16 protein-coding genes are annotated in these 13,582 nt (G+C 70.6%); 11 read left to right on the top strand and 5 right to left on the bottom strand.

What is annotated here, in order from left to right:
- Positions 1–46 precede the first annotated feature (46 nt).
- Genes rplI through rpsF form a run of 4 tightly spaced genes read right to left on the bottom strand, consistent with a single transcriptional unit; the run spans position 47 to position 2,359 of the window.
- On the bottom strand, positions 47–619 hold the full coding sequence (rplI, locus tag ACFHNC_RS22155; RefSeq protein ID WP_437171419.1) for a 50S ribosomal protein L9: 573 nt from the start codon (positions 617–619) through the stop codon (positions 47–49).
- An 11-nt stretch (positions 620–630) separates the two neighbouring features.
- Positions 631–1,560, bottom strand: coding sequence for a hypothetical protein (locus tag ACFHNC_RS22150; RefSeq protein WP_437171418.1), 930 nt, complete (start codon positions 1,558–1,560; stop codon positions 631–633).
- 25 nt (positions 1,561–1,585) lie between these two features.
- Complete coding sequence (rpsR, locus tag ACFHNC_RS22145) at positions 1,586–1,873, bottom strand: 30S ribosomal protein S18 (RefSeq protein ID WP_168048423.1); 288 nt, start codon at positions 1,871–1,873, stop codon at positions 1,586–1,588.
- 6 nt (positions 1,874–1,879) lie between these two features.
- Entirely contained in the window at positions 1,880–2,359 is a 480-nt protein-coding gene (gene rpsF / locus ACFHNC_RS22140) for a 30S ribosomal protein S6 (RefSeq protein ID WP_437171417.1), read from the bottom strand.
- A 240-nt stretch (positions 2,360–2,599) separates the two neighbouring features.
- Between rpsF and fabD the strand changes: the two genes are divergently transcribed.
- The 7 genes from fabD (at position 2,600) to ACFHNC_RS22105 (ending at position 8,883) form a co-directional block, all read left to right on the top strand.
- Complete coding sequence (gene fabD, locus ACFHNC_RS22135) at positions 2,600–3,559, top strand: ACP S-malonyltransferase (protein ID WP_437171416.1); 960 nt, start codon at positions 2,600–2,602, stop codon at positions 3,557–3,559.
- The gene (locus ACFHNC_RS22130; protein WP_437171415.1) at positions 3,556–4,479 is read left to right on the top strand and encodes a GNAT family N-acetyltransferase; all 924 of its coding nucleotides are present in this window, start codon (positions 3,556–3,558) and stop codon (positions 4,477–4,479) included. Before fabD ends, ACFHNC_RS22130 begins: the two co-directional genes overlap by 4 nt.
- Positions 4,479–5,216, top strand: coding sequence for a 3-oxoacyl-[acyl-carrier-protein] reductase (fabG, locus tag ACFHNC_RS22125; RefSeq protein ID WP_437171414.1), 738 nt, complete (start codon positions 4,479–4,481; stop codon positions 5,214–5,216). Before ACFHNC_RS22130 ends, fabG begins: the two co-directional genes overlap by 1 nt.
- Before the next feature lie 175 nt (positions 5,217–5,391).
- Positions 5,392–5,631 (top strand): acyl carrier protein, encoded by a 240-nt coding sequence (locus ACFHNC_RS22120; RefSeq protein ID WP_092963667.1) that lies wholly within the window; start codon positions 5,392–5,394, stop codon positions 5,629–5,631.
- Positions 5,632–5,667: 36 nt separating this feature from the next.
- On the top strand, positions 5,668–6,957 hold the full coding sequence (gene fabF, locus ACFHNC_RS22115; protein ID WP_437171413.1) for a beta-ketoacyl-ACP synthase II: 1,290 nt from the start codon (positions 5,668–5,670) through the stop codon (positions 6,955–6,957).
- Between the two features lie 52 nt (positions 6,958–7,009).
- Positions 7,010–7,987 (top strand): endolytic transglycosylase MltG, encoded by a 978-nt coding sequence (gene mltG, locus ACFHNC_RS22110; protein WP_437171412.1) that lies wholly within the window; start codon positions 7,010–7,012, stop codon positions 7,985–7,987.
- An 11-nt stretch (positions 7,988–7,998) separates the two neighbouring features.
- The gene (locus ACFHNC_RS22105; protein WP_437171411.1) at positions 7,999–8,883 is read left to right on the top strand and encodes a DMT family transporter; all 885 of its coding nucleotides are present in this window, start codon (positions 7,999–8,001) and stop codon (positions 8,881–8,883) included.
- Positions 8,884–8,885: 2 nt separating this feature from the next.
- On the opposite strand, the gene ACFHNC_RS22100 is transcribed toward ACFHNC_RS22105, so the two are convergent.
- Positions 8,886–9,671, bottom strand: a complete 786-nt coding sequence (locus tag ACFHNC_RS22100) for an SDR family NAD(P)-dependent oxidoreductase (RefSeq protein ID WP_437171410.1) — start codon at positions 9,669–9,671, stop codon at positions 8,886–8,888.
- Positions 9,672–9,709: 38 nt separating this feature from the next.
- Between ACFHNC_RS22100 and ACFHNC_RS22095 the strand changes: the two genes are divergently transcribed.
- The 4 genes from ACFHNC_RS22095 to ACFHNC_RS22080 are packed head-to-tail and all read left to right on the top strand — an operon-like array spanning position 9,710 to position 13,577.
- Positions 9,710–10,615 (top strand): YicC/YloC family endoribonuclease, encoded by a 906-nt coding sequence (locus ACFHNC_RS22095; RefSeq protein ID WP_437171409.1) that lies wholly within the window; start codon positions 9,710–9,712, stop codon positions 10,613–10,615.
- Positions 10,612–11,253 (top strand): guanylate kinase, encoded by a 642-nt coding sequence (gmk, locus tag ACFHNC_RS22090; protein WP_437171408.1) that lies wholly within the window; start codon positions 10,612–10,614, stop codon positions 11,251–11,253. The genes ACFHNC_RS22095 and gmk overlap by 4 nt, the downstream gene beginning before the upstream one ends.
- A gap of 15 nt (positions 11,254–11,268) precedes the next feature.
- Positions 11,269–12,192, top strand: coding sequence for an AEC family transporter (locus ACFHNC_RS22085; RefSeq protein ID WP_437171407.1), 924 nt, complete (start codon positions 11,269–11,271; stop codon positions 12,190–12,192).
- Entirely contained in the window at positions 12,189–13,577 is a 1,389-nt protein-coding gene (locus ACFHNC_RS22080) for an amidohydrolase family protein (protein ID WP_437171406.1), read from the top strand. Before ACFHNC_RS22085 ends, ACFHNC_RS22080 begins: the two co-directional genes overlap by 4 nt.
- The last annotated feature ends 5 nt before the right edge of the window (positions 13,578–13,582 follow it).

Raw genomic sequence — 13,582 nt, 5'->3', positions numbered from 1 at the left:
CCTTGCGAGCAACCCACGCCCCGGCCGAAGCCAGCCCCCGTTATCCTCAGTCGCGGTCGGCGGCGGCCCCGAGTTCGGCCAGTTCGGCGGCCAGTTCAGCTTCCAGGCTTTCCTCTTCGGCCTGGTCGGCGGCGCGGAGGTCTTCGCCGCGGGCCTGCTTCTCAGATTCCTCGATCGAGCGGGCGACGTTCACGCCGACCTCGATCACCACTTCCGGGTGCAGCGCCACGCGCACCGGCGTCAGGCCGAGCTGCTTGATTGGCTGATCCAGCAGGATCTGGCTGCGCTCCAGCGTCAGGCCGCTGCCCTTGCAGGCATCGGCGATGTCGCGGCCGGAGACGGAGCCGTACAGGCCGCCGCTCTCACCGGCGGAGCGGATGATGACGACCGTCAGGCCGTGCACACGTTCCGCTACGCGCTCGGCCTCGCCGCGGCGCTTCAGGTTCTGGGCTTCGAGCTGGGCGCGCTCGCGCTCGAACCGCGCGAGGTTGTCCTTGTTCGCGCGGATCGCCTTGCCCTGGGGCAGGAGGAAATTGCGCGCATAGCCTGGGCGGACCTTCACCAGCTCGCCCATCTGGCCGAGCTTTTCGACCCGCTGCATCAGGATGACTTCGATCATGGCTGCACCGTTCAGCTTCGGGGGGGCGCAACGCGCCGGGCCCGTGTTCCATTGAGAATGTCGTAGAACCCGTAACCCGCGACGCCGAGCGCCACCGGTACGGACAGGATCAGCAGCGCGGCATAGGTGCCGCCCAGCACGAAGGCGCGGCCCTTGAGGGCCGCCGAGACGCGATGCAGGGCGGCAAGGCCATGCAGGAAGACCGGCACCAGCAGCACCAGCAGCAGCGAAAGGCGGATGGCATCGCCACCCTCCGGCGCCGCCATCCAGAAACCGCCAGCGATCGCGGGCAGCGCCGGGTACCAGCTGGGCAGCCGCGCCTCCCGCCAGGCCGGCGCGGCGGGGATAACCCCGGCGCGGACCAGCAGGGCGGCAGCGGCCGCGGCGTTGACCAGCAGTGCGAGCGCCACCCAGAAGCCGATGGCCGCGGCCTTGACCCGCACCAGCTCCTCGACCAGCCCTTCATGTGCCGGCAACCCCATGCGCTGGAGGCCGATCTCGGCCGCCTCGCGCATCGCGCCTTCCAGCCCGCCGGGCGCATCGCCCAGCAGGAAGGCCGCCAGCAGCACGCCCGCCGCCGGGATCAGCCCGAGCAGGGCGAAGGACAAGGCCAGCCCGCGGGTCGAGGCCAACACCAGCAGCAGCGCCGGCACGCCGAACAGCGCCAGGAACAGGCCGAGGCCAGCCCCGCTGCCCAACAGCAGCAGCACCAGCCCGGCCACCCCGACCGCAGCCATCACGGCGAGGCCGCCGAAGCCGATCCCCGCCATGAACAGCGGCAGGGATACCAGCCACAGCGCGAAGGCGCCGCCCGGCAGGCCCCGGAAGGCCCAAAGGCTGAGCACGGCCGCGAGCAGCCCGGCCGCCAGGGCAGCGAGCAGGCGCGGATCGGACGCGATGCGCCCGCCCTGTCCCGTCTCCTGCCCCTGGCGATCCGCCATCATGCTGTCCTCGGCCGCCGCGTGATCAGTCGTTGATCACGTAGGGCAGCAGCGCCAGGAAGCGGGCGCGCTTGATGGCATTCGCCAACTCGCGCTGCTTCTTGGCGGAGACCGCCGTGATGCGGCTCGGCACGATCTTGCCGCGCTCCGAGAGGAAGCGGGACAGCAGGCGCACATCCTTGTAGTCGATCTTCGGCGCGTTCGGGCCGGAGAAGGGGCAGGACTTGCGGCGGCGATAGAACGGCCGGCGGGCGCCGACGGCGGGGCGCCGCGCGGCGGGGTTCAGCGAGGTCTCTTCGTTATGGTCGGACATGATGAATTACTCCTCGCCGCCGGGGCCGCCATCGAGCTCGTCGCGCGGACGGGCACGGAATTCCTCACGGTCGTCACGCTCGCGCCCGCCGGTGCGGCCGGAGCTGAAGCGGCCGGCCGGACGCGGGCCGCGGAAGCCGCGGTCACGCTCACGGTCGTCGGAGCGGCGGGCCAGGATGGCCGACGGCGCGTCGTCGATCGCCTCGATCCGCAGCGTCAGGCTGCGCAGCACGTCCTCGTTCAGGCCGAGCTGGCGCTCCACCTCGAGCAGGGCGGCCGGCGTGGAGTCCAGGCCCAGCAGCATGTAGTGGGCCTTGCGGTTCTTCTTGATGCGGTAGGCGAGGCCACGGAGGCCCCAATATTCCCGCTTCTTGATCTCGCCGCCTTCGAGTTCGGTGAGGGTCGCCTGCACCTGGTCGGCGATCGCCTCGACCTGGGCCTGCGTGATGTCGTTGCGTGCAATCAGCACGCATTCATACAAGGGCATCCGTTTCCCTCCGGCTGTCTCAGCCCGACGGACCCAAGCACCATGCTCGGGACGCGCAAAAACGGGCATAGCCGGGACCGATGCCTCGGGTCCCGGCAGGGGAGCGGGGCGTAAAGCACGCGCGGGGGGTCCGGGGCAAGCGGTTTCCGAATCCGGCGCCCCCCCGGGCCTTGACGCCGCAACCCACACCGCCCTAGGCCGCGCGACCGCCTTACGACAGATCGCACGGACCGAGAAAAAATGGCGCTCGCCTTCACCTTCCCCGGCCAGGGCAGCCAGGCCCCCGGCATGGGCCGCGACCTCGCAGCCGCCTTCCCGGCCGCCCGCGAAGTGTTCCAGGAAGTCGACGACACGCTGAACCAGAAGCTGTCGCGGCTGATGTTCGAAGGCCCGCCGGAGGAATTGACCCTCACGGCCAATGCCCAGCCGGCGCTGATGGCCGTCTCGCTCGCCGTGCTGCGGGTGCTGGAGAAAGAAGGCGGCTTCGACCTGAAGTCCCGCGTCGCGCTGGTCGCCGGCCATTCGCTCGGCGAGTATTCGGCGCTGGCCGCCGCCGGCGCCTTCAGCCTGTCCACCACCGCGCGCCTGCTGCGGCTGCGCGGCGATGCGATGCAACAGGCGGTGCCGGCCGGCGAAGGTGCCATGGCAGCCCTGCTCGGCGCCGAGGCCGAACAGGCCGCCACCATCTGCGCCGCGGCGGCGGAAGACCCGGTCACCGGCGCGCGTGAGGTCGTGCAGGTGGCGAACGACAATGGCGGCGGGCAGATCGTGATCTCCGGCCATGCCGCCGCCGTGGACCGCGCCATCGAGGGCGCCAAGGCGGCCGGCGTGAAGCGCGCCATGAAGCTGCCGGTCTCCGCCCCCTTCCACTGCGCGCTGATGACCCCCGCGGCGGAGGCCATGGCCGAGGCCCTGGCCGAGGCCGAGATGCGCGCACCGCTGGTGCCCCTGGTGGCCAATGTCTCCGCCGCCAAGGCCACCGACCCGGCGGAGATCCGGGACCTACTGGTTCGCCAGGTCACCGGCACCGTGCGCTGGCGCGAATGCATCCTGGCGATGGGCGGCATGGGCTGCGAACGCTTCATCGAGATCGGCTCCGGCCGCGTGCTGACCGGGCTGATGAAGCGCCTGGCGCCGGAGGCCCAGGCCAGCGCCATCGGCTCGCCGGCGGATATCGAAGCCTTCCTGAAGTCGCTGTGACCACCGGGGTGCCCCCCGGGGTGACCCACTGGTTCGACCTCACCTCCGAGCCCAGCGCGGAGGAGGAAAAGGCCGCGCGGGATGCGTTGTGGGAGGCCAATACGGCGGCCGGCCACCCGCGTGACCGGCAGGGCCTGTCCGTGTTGCTGCGCGATGCCGATGGCACGGTGGTGGGCGGGCTGATCGGGGCCACGGGCTGGGGCTGGCTGTATATCGAAAATCTCGCCCTGCCGCCCGCGCTGCGCGGCGCCGGCTGGGGCCGCAAGCTGATGCGGGCAGCGGAGGATGAGGCGCGGCGGCGCGGCTGCACCGGCATCCGGCTCGACACCTACACCTTCCAGGCGCGCGGCTTCTACGAGCGGCTCGGCTTCGGCGTGGTCGGCCAGATCGAGGATTGCCCGCCGGGCGCCACCCGCTTCACCATGACCAAACGGCTGGATGCGCCCGAGCCGGTCACGACACCCTGGCCAGACGCCGCCGCGCCACGCGCCACCATCACGCAGACGGCCGCCCCGGCCGATTCGGTGATACCGATGCTGCAGGCGGGCCTGGCGGCCCAGGCCGAGCCGCATACCGGCCCCCAGCGCACGGAGACCCTGAATCTCGTGGTGCGCGCGCCGGGTGAAGCGGCGCCCTGCGGCGGGCTGCATGCGCGCATCTCCTTCGGCTGGATGTTCATCGCCCTGTTCCATCTGCCGGAGCATCTGCGCGGCCAGGGCCTCGGCCGCGTGTTGATGGCGCGGGCCGAGGAAGTGGCGCGGAGCCGGGGCTGCGCCGGCATCTGGCTGGACACCTTCAGTTTCCAGGCACGGCCCTTCTACGAATCCCTCGGCTACCGGCTGTTCGCCACGGTGGAGGGCTTCCCGCCGGGACATAGCCGACACTATCTGATGAAGCGCCTCACGGACGGAGAAGCCTGATGTTCGACCTCACCGGCAAGGTGGCCCTGGTCACCGGCGCCACCGGCGGCATCGGCGCCGCCATCGCCACCGCGCTCCACGCCCAAGGCGCCAAGGTGGCCATCACCGGGCGGCGGGAGGCGGAATTGGCCACGCTGGCCGCAACGCTGGGCGACCGCGTCCTGGTGGCGCCCGCCGACCTCGCGGACCCCGCGGCACCCGCGGCGCTGGTGGAAACGGTGGAGGCCGGTCTCGGGCCGCTGGATATCCTGGTGAACAATGCCGGCTTCACGCGAGACATGCTGGCGCTGCGCATGGGCGATGCCGATTGGAACGCGGTGCTGGAAGTGGACCTGACGGCCCCGTTCCGCCTGGCCCGCGCATCCCTGCGCGGCATGATGAAGCGCCGCACGGGCCGGATCATCTCCATCGCCAGCATCGTCGGCATCACCGGCAATGCGGGCCAGGCGAACTACGCCGCCGCCAAGGCCGGCTTGATCGGCATGAGCAAGTCGCTCGCCCAGGAAGTGGCGACGCGCGGCGTGACGGTGAATGTGGTGGCGCCGGGCTTCGTGAAGACCGCGATGACGGATGCGCTGCCGGAAGCCGCCCGCACCGCCCTGCTGAGCCGGATCCCGACCCAGCGCATGGGTGCGCCGGAGGATATCGCCGCCGCCGTCACCTACCTCGCCAGCACCGAGGCCGGCTGGGTCACGGGGCAGACCATCCATGTGAATGGCGGCATGGCGATGATCTGAGGCGCCACAACCCGGGAAAAACCGTCTCCACAAGCCCCCCACGGCTTGCGCGGCGGCAGCGCCTAGGCCAAGTGACGCTTCCATGTTAAGCCGCCCCGCCCCGGACCCGGGTCAAGGGATTCCAGGTTCCGGGCGGCCCTATGCGCACGGCACGACCAGCAGGAGACATCGCGGGATGAGCGACACCGCCGACAAGGTGAAGAAGATCGTTGTGGAGCACCTCGGCGTCGAGGAGTCGAAGGTCACCACCGAGGCGTCGTTCATCGACGACCTGGGCGCGGACAGCCTCGACACCGTCGAGCTGGTGATGGCCTTCGAGGAAGCCTTCGGGGTCGAGATCCCGGACGACGCCGCCGAGAAGATCACGACCGTCAAGGACGCGATCGACTACATCGAGAAGCAGAAGTCTGCCTGATTTCAAGATTTCGATGAACAGGTAGGGGAAGCAGCGGTGTTCGGTCATCTCGTTGCGCCGCGGCGCGTGGTCGTCACGGGCATGGGTATTGCCTGCCCGCTCGGTCTGGGTGTGGAAAACGTTTGGAAGCGCATGCTGGCTGGCGAAAGCGGGCTGGCTGCGATCCAGAACTTCGACACCAGCGCCCTGCCGGCCAAGATCGCGGGCCAGGTGCCGCTCGGCACCAGGTCCGAGGGCAAGCTCGACATCAACGAGTGGATCCCGGTCAAGGACCAGAAGAAGATGGACCGCTTCATCCAGCTCGCGCTGGTGGCGGCCACAGAAGCGGTCGAGGATAGCGGCTGGAATCCTGGTGAGGACCAGGAGGAAGAACGCTGCCGCACCGGGGTGATGATCGGCTCGGGCATCGGTGGCCTGCCGACCATCTACGAAGCCTCCCTGCTGATCTCGCAGAACAAGACGCGGCGGATCTCGCCCTTCTTCATCCCTTCCGCGCTGATCAACCTGGCCTCCGGCCATGTTTCCATCAAATACGGCTTCAAGGGTCCGAACCATTCGGTGGTGACGGCCTGCGCCACCGGCGTGCATGCGCTGGGCGATGCGGCGCGGCTGATCGCGCTGAACGATGCCGATGTCATGGTCGCCGGCGGCGCCGAGGCCGCGGTGGCGGAAATCGGCATGGCCGGCTTCTGCGCCTCCCGCGCCCTGTCCACCGCCTTCAACGACGCGCCCACCAAGGGCAGCCGCCCCTGGGACCGCGACCGCGACGGCTTCGTCATGGGCGAGGGTGCCGGCGTGCTGGTGCTCGAGGAGCTGGAACACGCCAAGGCGCGCGGCGCCAAGATCTATGGCGAGGTGATCGGCTACGGCATGTCCGGCGACGCCTACCACATCACGGCACCGACCGAGGATGGCGACGGCGCCTTCCGCGCCATGCGCGCGGCGCTGAAATCCGCCAGCCTGTCGCCGGCCGACATCCAGTATGTCAACGCGCATGGCACCTCCACGCCGATGGGCGACGACCTGGAATTGCAGGCGGTGGAGCGGCTTTGGGGGGATGAGGCGAAGCACCTCGCCATGTCCTCCACCAAATCCGCCATTGGGCATCTGCTGGGTGCCGCCGGGGCGGTGGAGGGGATTTTCTCCATCCTCGCGATCCGCGACGGCGTGGCCCCGCCGACGCTGAACCTGGAAAACCCGTCCCGCGAAAGCGTGATCGACCGGGTGGCGCTGCAGGCCCAGCCGCGCAGGATCGATACGGTGCTGTCCAACAGCTTCGGCTTCGGCGGCACCAATGCGAGCATCATTTTCCGCAAGGCGGCCTGACGTTTCGGCCAGCCGCCTTGCCAGGGGCGGCGTCCGGCGCCAGTCATAGACCATGCGCCGTCTGATCGCCCTGCTGCTTGTCCTGCTGTTCCTGGCCGCCGGTGCCGGGGGGGCCTTCTGGTATGCGCGGGAGCAGTGGACCGCGCCCGGCCCGCTGGCCGAGCCCACGCAGATGGTTGTGCCGCGTGGCGGCACCGCCGCGATCGCGGATGCGCTGGCGGAGCGTGGCATCATCGCCCAGCCCCTGCCCTTCCTCGCCGCCACCTGGCTGACCCGTGCGGAAGGCCCGCTACGCGCCGCCGAATTCCAGTTCCCGGCCCGCGCCAGCCTGCGCGACGTGCTGCAGGTGCTGCGCGACGCCCGCCCGGTGCAACGCCGCCTGACCATCCCCGAAGGCCTGACCGTGCAGCAGATCACCGGGCTGCTGGAGGCGGCGGAGGGCCTGGTGGGCGACATCCCCGCCTTCGCCGAGGGCGAGATCCTGCCCGAGACCTACGCCTATCAATGGGGTGACAACCGCGCCGCCGTGGTGCGTCGGGCGAAGCAGGCGATGGACCAGGCGCTGGCCGAGATCTGGGCCGCCCGCGCCCAGAACCTGCCGATCCAAACGGCGCGGGAGGCGCTGATCCTGGCCAGCATCGTGGAACGTGAGACCGGCCAGAGGGAGGAACGCGCCCGCGTCGCCGGCGTCTTCATCAACCGTCTGCGCATCGGCATGATGCTGCAATCGGACCCGACTGCCGCCTATGCCGCCGCCGATGGCGGAGTGCTGGACCGGCCGCTGACCCGCGCGGACCTGGACCGCGACCACCCCTTCAACACCTACCGCATCCGCGGCCTGCCGCCGGCCCCCATCGCCAGCCCCGGGCGCGCGGCCTTGCGCGCCGTGGCGCAGCCGGAGGCCACCGACTACATCTATTTCGTCGCCGACGGCACCGGCGGCCACGCCTTCGGCCGCACCCTTGCGGAGCACAACCGCAACGTGGCGCGCTGGCGGGAGATCGAGAGGTCCCGCGCCAACCCGCGATGACCACCACCGCGATGACCGGAACGACCCTCCTCAGCGGCCCGGCGCTGTGGTGGCGGCTGCTGGTGATTGGCGGGCTGTGGGGGTCTTCCTTCCCGCTGCTGCGGCTGATCGCGGCCGAGATGTCGCCCTTCGCACTCGCCGCGGTGCGCGGCGGCTTCGCGGCGCTGGCGGTGCTGGCCTTCCTGGCGGCCAGCGGGCAGTTGCGCGGGCCGATCCGGCGCTATTGGCTGCCGGCGCTGGTGCTCGGCACCTGCAATGGCTGGGTGCCGAACCTGCTGACCGCCTCGGCACTCAGCCACATCCAGGCCGCCCCCGCCGCGCTGATCCATGCTGGCACGCCGCTGCTTGTCGCAATGATTGCCTATGTGGTGCTGCGGGAGGAACGGCCGGGGCTGCGCGGCGTCGCCGGGTTGCTGGTGGGGTTTGCCGGCATCGCGGTAATATTGGGGCCGGATGCGCTGGTGGGCGGCGCCAGCTTCACCGGGGGGCTGCTGATCCTGCTCTCCGGCCTGTTCTACGCCATCGGCACCGTCTATGCGCGCCGCGCCCGCATCGGCGCGGCACCGCAGATCGTGCTGGGGCAGCAGGTGGTGGGGGGGCTGGTGGCCGGTGGGCTGTCGCTGCCGCTTGGTGGCGTTGAATCCTACATCCAGCCGGGCTGGGTCTATGGCGTGCTGGCGCTGCTCGGCATTGTCACCTCCGCCTTGCCGCTGACCCTGTTCCTGCGGCTGCTGGCGCGGGCGCGGGCCACGGATGCGGCCATGGTCGGCTACATCCAGCCGCCCTTCGCCGCCGGGGTGGGGGCGCTACTGCTGGGGGAATGGCCCTCGCCGCTGGTGCTGGTGGGGGGTGCGGTGGTGCTGGCCGGGGTGTGGTTGGCGACCTACCGGCGCTGAGCTCAGCCTTCCACCGGCTTGGCCGGCACACTCCGCATCAGGCGGTTGCGCCAGCCGGGCGGCAGCGCGCCGATGATGCGGGACAGGGCATAGAGCCGGCGCGGATAGACCACCCGCACGCGGTTGGCCGCGATGCCGGCGAGGGTGCGCGCGGCGGCCTGTTCGGGCGTCATCAGCCAGGGCATCGGGAAGGGGTTTCGGGCCGTCATCGGCGTGCGGATGTAGCCGGGGCAGACGGCGTGCAGGCGGATACCGCGCGGGCGCTGGCTGGCATCGGTGGCTTCCGCCCAGCGCTGCACCGCGGATTTGCTGGCGCAATAGGCCGGCGCACCCGGCGCCGCGACGAAGGCAGCCAGGCTCGCCACCACCGCCACCCGCCCGCGCAACCCATCCGCGCCCGGTGCCTGCCCCGCCATCTTGTCCAGTGCCGGCAGCGCGGTGTTCAGCACGCCGCCGAGGTTGGTGGCGAAGATGCGCGCCGCCTGTTCCGGCGGTTCCACCGCATCCCCGGTGCCGCCTGAAACCCCCGCATTGGCGATCACGAGGTCCAGCCGGCCGGCCGCGCCGACCCAGCCCGCCATGGCCGCCGCATCCGTCACATCCAGCACCGCGGGGCGCACTGTGGCGCCGAGGGCGGTGCAGGCTGCCGCCACCGCCCCCAACCGTCCCGCATCGCGGCCGGACAGGTGCAGGGTCACGCCGGGCGCCGCGCAGGCCTCTGCCAGTGCCCGGCCGAGGCCGGAGGAAGCGCCCGTGATCAGCACACCCGCCCAGGAATCGTAACGCATGCCTTGCCCTCCGCCACGGTCGGGAGGACAAGGCCCGCATGAGCATCCTCGCCTCGATGACCGGTTTCGCCCGCGACAGCGGCGCGCTGCCGGATGGGTCCTCCTTCGTCTGGGAGTTGCGCAGCGTCAACGGCCGCGGCCTGGATGTGCGGCTGCGCCTGCCGCCTGGCCTCGATGTGCTGGAAGCGCCGCTGCGGGAAGCGGTGGGCAAGCGCCTGAAGCGCGGCAATCTTTCGGCCAATCTGACCCTGAAGCGGGAGGACCGTGCGCCACGGCTGACGCCGGACCCGGTGGCGCTGGAGGCCGCCATCGCCCTGGTGCTGGAAGTCTCTGCCCGCCTGCCCGGCGCCCCGGTGCCGAGTGCGGAGGCCGTGCTGTCCCTGCCCGGCGTGCTGCGCGCCGAAGTGTCCGAGCCGGATGAGGCGGCAGAGGAGGCGAAGCGCAAGACGCTCGCCGCCAGCTTCGCCGTGGCGCTGGACGGGCTGGTGGCGTCCCGCGCCCGCGAAGGCGCGCAACTGACAAAGATTTTGGAGACGCTGCTGGGGGAAATCGCGGCGTTGCGCGACGCCGCCGCAGTGGAAGCCGCCGGCCAGCCCGCGGCCCAGCGCGCCCGGCTGCTGGAGAACCTGGCAAACCTGCTGGGCGAGGGCGATGTCCGCGCCCGGGTGCCGGAGGAAAGGCTGGCGCAGGAAGTGGCGATGCTCGCCCAGCGTTCCGATGTGCGGGAGGAGCTGGATAGGCTTTCGGCGCACATCACCGAGGCCCGGACCCTGCTCGCCTCCGGCGAGGCGATCGGCCGGAAGATGGAGTTCCTGACGCAGGAATTCGTTCGCGAGGCCAATACGCTGTGCAGCAAGTCGGCCAGCGTGGCGCTGACGCGCGTGGGGCTGGAGCTGAAGGCGGCGATCGAGCGGCTGCGGGAGCAGGCGGCCAACGTCGAATGATGACCACCACCACCCACGCCCCCCGCCGCGGCGTCTGCCTGGTGCTGGCCTCGGCACCCGGCGTGGGCAAGACCAGCGTGTCGCGCGCGCTTCTGGAGATGGAGCCGGAGCTGGCGCTTTCCGTCTCCGCCACCACCCGCGCGGCGCGGCCCGGTGAGCTGGAAGGGGTGCACTACTTCTTCCGCACCCAAAGCCAGTTCGACGCGATGGTCGAGGCCGGCGAATTCCTCGAATATGCCAAATTCATCGGCCGGTCCTACGGCACGCCGCGGGCTGCGGTGGAATCCAGCCTCGCCGCCGGGCGGGACGTGCTGTTCGACATCGAATGGCAGGGCCACCGCCAGTTGCGCGAGCGGCTGCCGGGCGATGTGGTGGGCGTCTGCCTTCTGCCGCCCTCCATGGCCGAGCTCGAACGCCGCCTGCGCGGCCGCGCCCAGGACAGCGAGGCCGAGATCGCCCGCCGCCTGGTCGCCGCCAAGGACGAGATCGCGCATTGGTCCGATTTCGACCATGTGCTGGTGAACCGCGACTTCGACCGCACGGTGGCGGAGGTGCGCGCCATCCTGCACGCCTCCCGCAACACGCGCGCCCGCCAGCCCTGGCTGCCGGAGTTCACCGACACGCTTCTGCAGGGGTAGCGCCGGATGGGCGGGGTGGTGGAGGTCGTGCTGCCGGTCTTCATCCTGATCGCCCTCGGCTATGCGGCCGTGGTGCGGCGCATGGTGAGCGACGAGGCGCTGCAGGGCATGTCCCTTTTCGTCTTCGGCCTGGCCGCCCCCGCGCTGCTATTCGCCGGCGGCACCCGGCCGCATGAGGGGGGTGGCGGCGCGGCACTCGCGATCATTCCCGCCTCCGTGCTCACCTATGGGCTGGTGGTCGTGGCGGCGCGGCGCATCTTCAAGCTGACGCTGGCGGAAGCAGCGCTGTTCGCGCTGGCCTGCGTCTTCGGCAATTCCGTGATGATGGGCGTGCCGATCATCTTCGCCGCCTATGGCGCGCCGGGCGTGCCGCCGATGCTCGGCATCCTGGCCTTGCAGACCATGATCCTGCTGGGGATGGCGACGGTGGTGACTGAGGTCGGGCTGCACGCCAATGCGCCGTGGCGGCGGGTGCTGACCTCCTCGGCCACCGGCATCTTGAAGAATCCGGTGGTGCTGTCGGTGCTCGCCGCCTTCATCTGGGTGACCTTCGGCCTGCCGGTGCCCGGCGTGCTGCGGCGGACGCTGGAATTGCTGGGCGGTGCGGCGCCACCGCTGGCGCTGTTCTGCCTCGGCGGAGGCCTGGCCGGTATTTCGGCGGCAGCGGCGTGGAAGGAAACGACCGCGATCGTCTTGCTGAAACTGCTGGCGCTGCCGCTGCTGACCTGGGGGTTGGCCCTCGCGCTGGGCATTTCCGCCATCGATACCGCGGTCGCCGTCACCATGGCGGCGCTGCCGACAGGTGCCAACGCCTTCATCCTGGCGCGGCGCTACGCCACCGGGGCGGACCGGTCGGGCGCCGCCGTCGTGGTCTCCACCGCCATCTCCATCCTCACCCTCTCGGCCTTGATCGGGCATTTTCGCGGAGTGCTGTCATGACGCTGGTGATCGAGCCCGGCTGGGTCTGGGATGCGGAAAATGGCCTCCGCACCGGGCACAGCGTCATCGTCCAGGATGGCATGGTGGCCGATGTGGTGGCGGGTTCGCCGACACTGGAAGCCGAGCGCATCGTGGCCCCCGATGCGCTGCTGCTGCCGGGCTTCATCAACCTGCACAACCACGCGCTGTCCGCGCCCTTGTTCCGCGGCCTGGCGGATGACATCGCACCGGGCGATCTGCCGGGCCACATCGTCTATTCCCTGCTGATGCCGCTGGGTGACGTGGCGGCGCAGGTGATGACGGAGGAGGAGATCGGCGATGCCGCCGAAATGGCGCTGCTCGAGGGTCTCCGCAGCGGCACCACCGCGTTGCTCGACGTGTACCGCGTGGCGCAATGGCCCTTCATCGAACGGGCCAAGCGCCTCGGCCTGCGAAGCTGGTCCTGCCCCTACCTGTTCTCCGCCCCTGTCGGCATGACGCCGGATGGCAAGCCGACCTACAGCCCAACCGCGGATACCGGCTTCGATGCGATAATCAAACTGTTCGACCGTTTCGATGAAGGCCCGCGCGGCGTCACCCGCGTCGGCTTCGGCCCGCATGGCCCGGATAGCTGCACGCCGGACCTGCTGCGCGCCATCGATGCGGCGGCGCGGGAGCGGCAGACGGTGGTCTCGATCCACGCCGCGCAGAACCTGATCGAGATCGAGAAGGTGCAGGCCGCCCATGGCACAGGCTCCATCGCGCATATCCGCGACATGGGCCTGCTGCGGCCGGGCGTGGTGCTGGCGCATGGCATGTTCGCGACGGATGCCGAGATGGCGATGATCTCGGAATCGGGCGCTGCCCTGGCCTCCTGCCCGCTGGCTTTCGCGCGTTCCGGCCGCTTCGTGCCGCTGGCGCGGATGGAGGCCGCGGGGCTGCGGCTTGGCATCGGCACGGATGGCGTGACGCTGGATATGCTGCACGAACTCCGCACCGCCTCCGTCTTCGCCAAGACGCAATCCGGCACGCCGCATGGGCTGGCGGCGCCGCGCATCCTGCGCGCGGCAACGCGCGATGCAGCGCTGGCCCTGGGGCGCGATGACCTGGGCCTGGTGGCGAAGGGCGCACGGGCGGATCTGGTGATGTTCGACCTCGGATCGTCGCGCTACCAGCCGGTCTGGGACCCGCTGAAATCGCTGATCACCAATGGCAGCGCGGCGGATCTGTCGCTCGCCATGGTCGAAGGCCGGGTGCTGCTGCGGGATGGCCGCGTGACGGTGGCCGATGCCGCCACCATCACCCGCCGCGGTCGCACGGCGATCGAGCGTGTGTGGCGGGAGGCCGCGCGGCGTGGCGCAATTCCAGCATCAATCGCTTCGCGTGCCGCGATCCCGTTGCATTGACGTGA

Source organism: Falsiroseomonas sp. E2-1-a4 (assembly GCF_051433165.1).
Taxonomy (GTDB): domain Bacteria; phylum Pseudomonadota; class Alphaproteobacteria; order Acetobacterales; family Acetobacteraceae; genus Falsiroseomonas.
The sequence above is the reverse complement of the archived record's forward strand: the minus strand, read 5'-3'. Positions and strand labels throughout refer to the sequence as shown.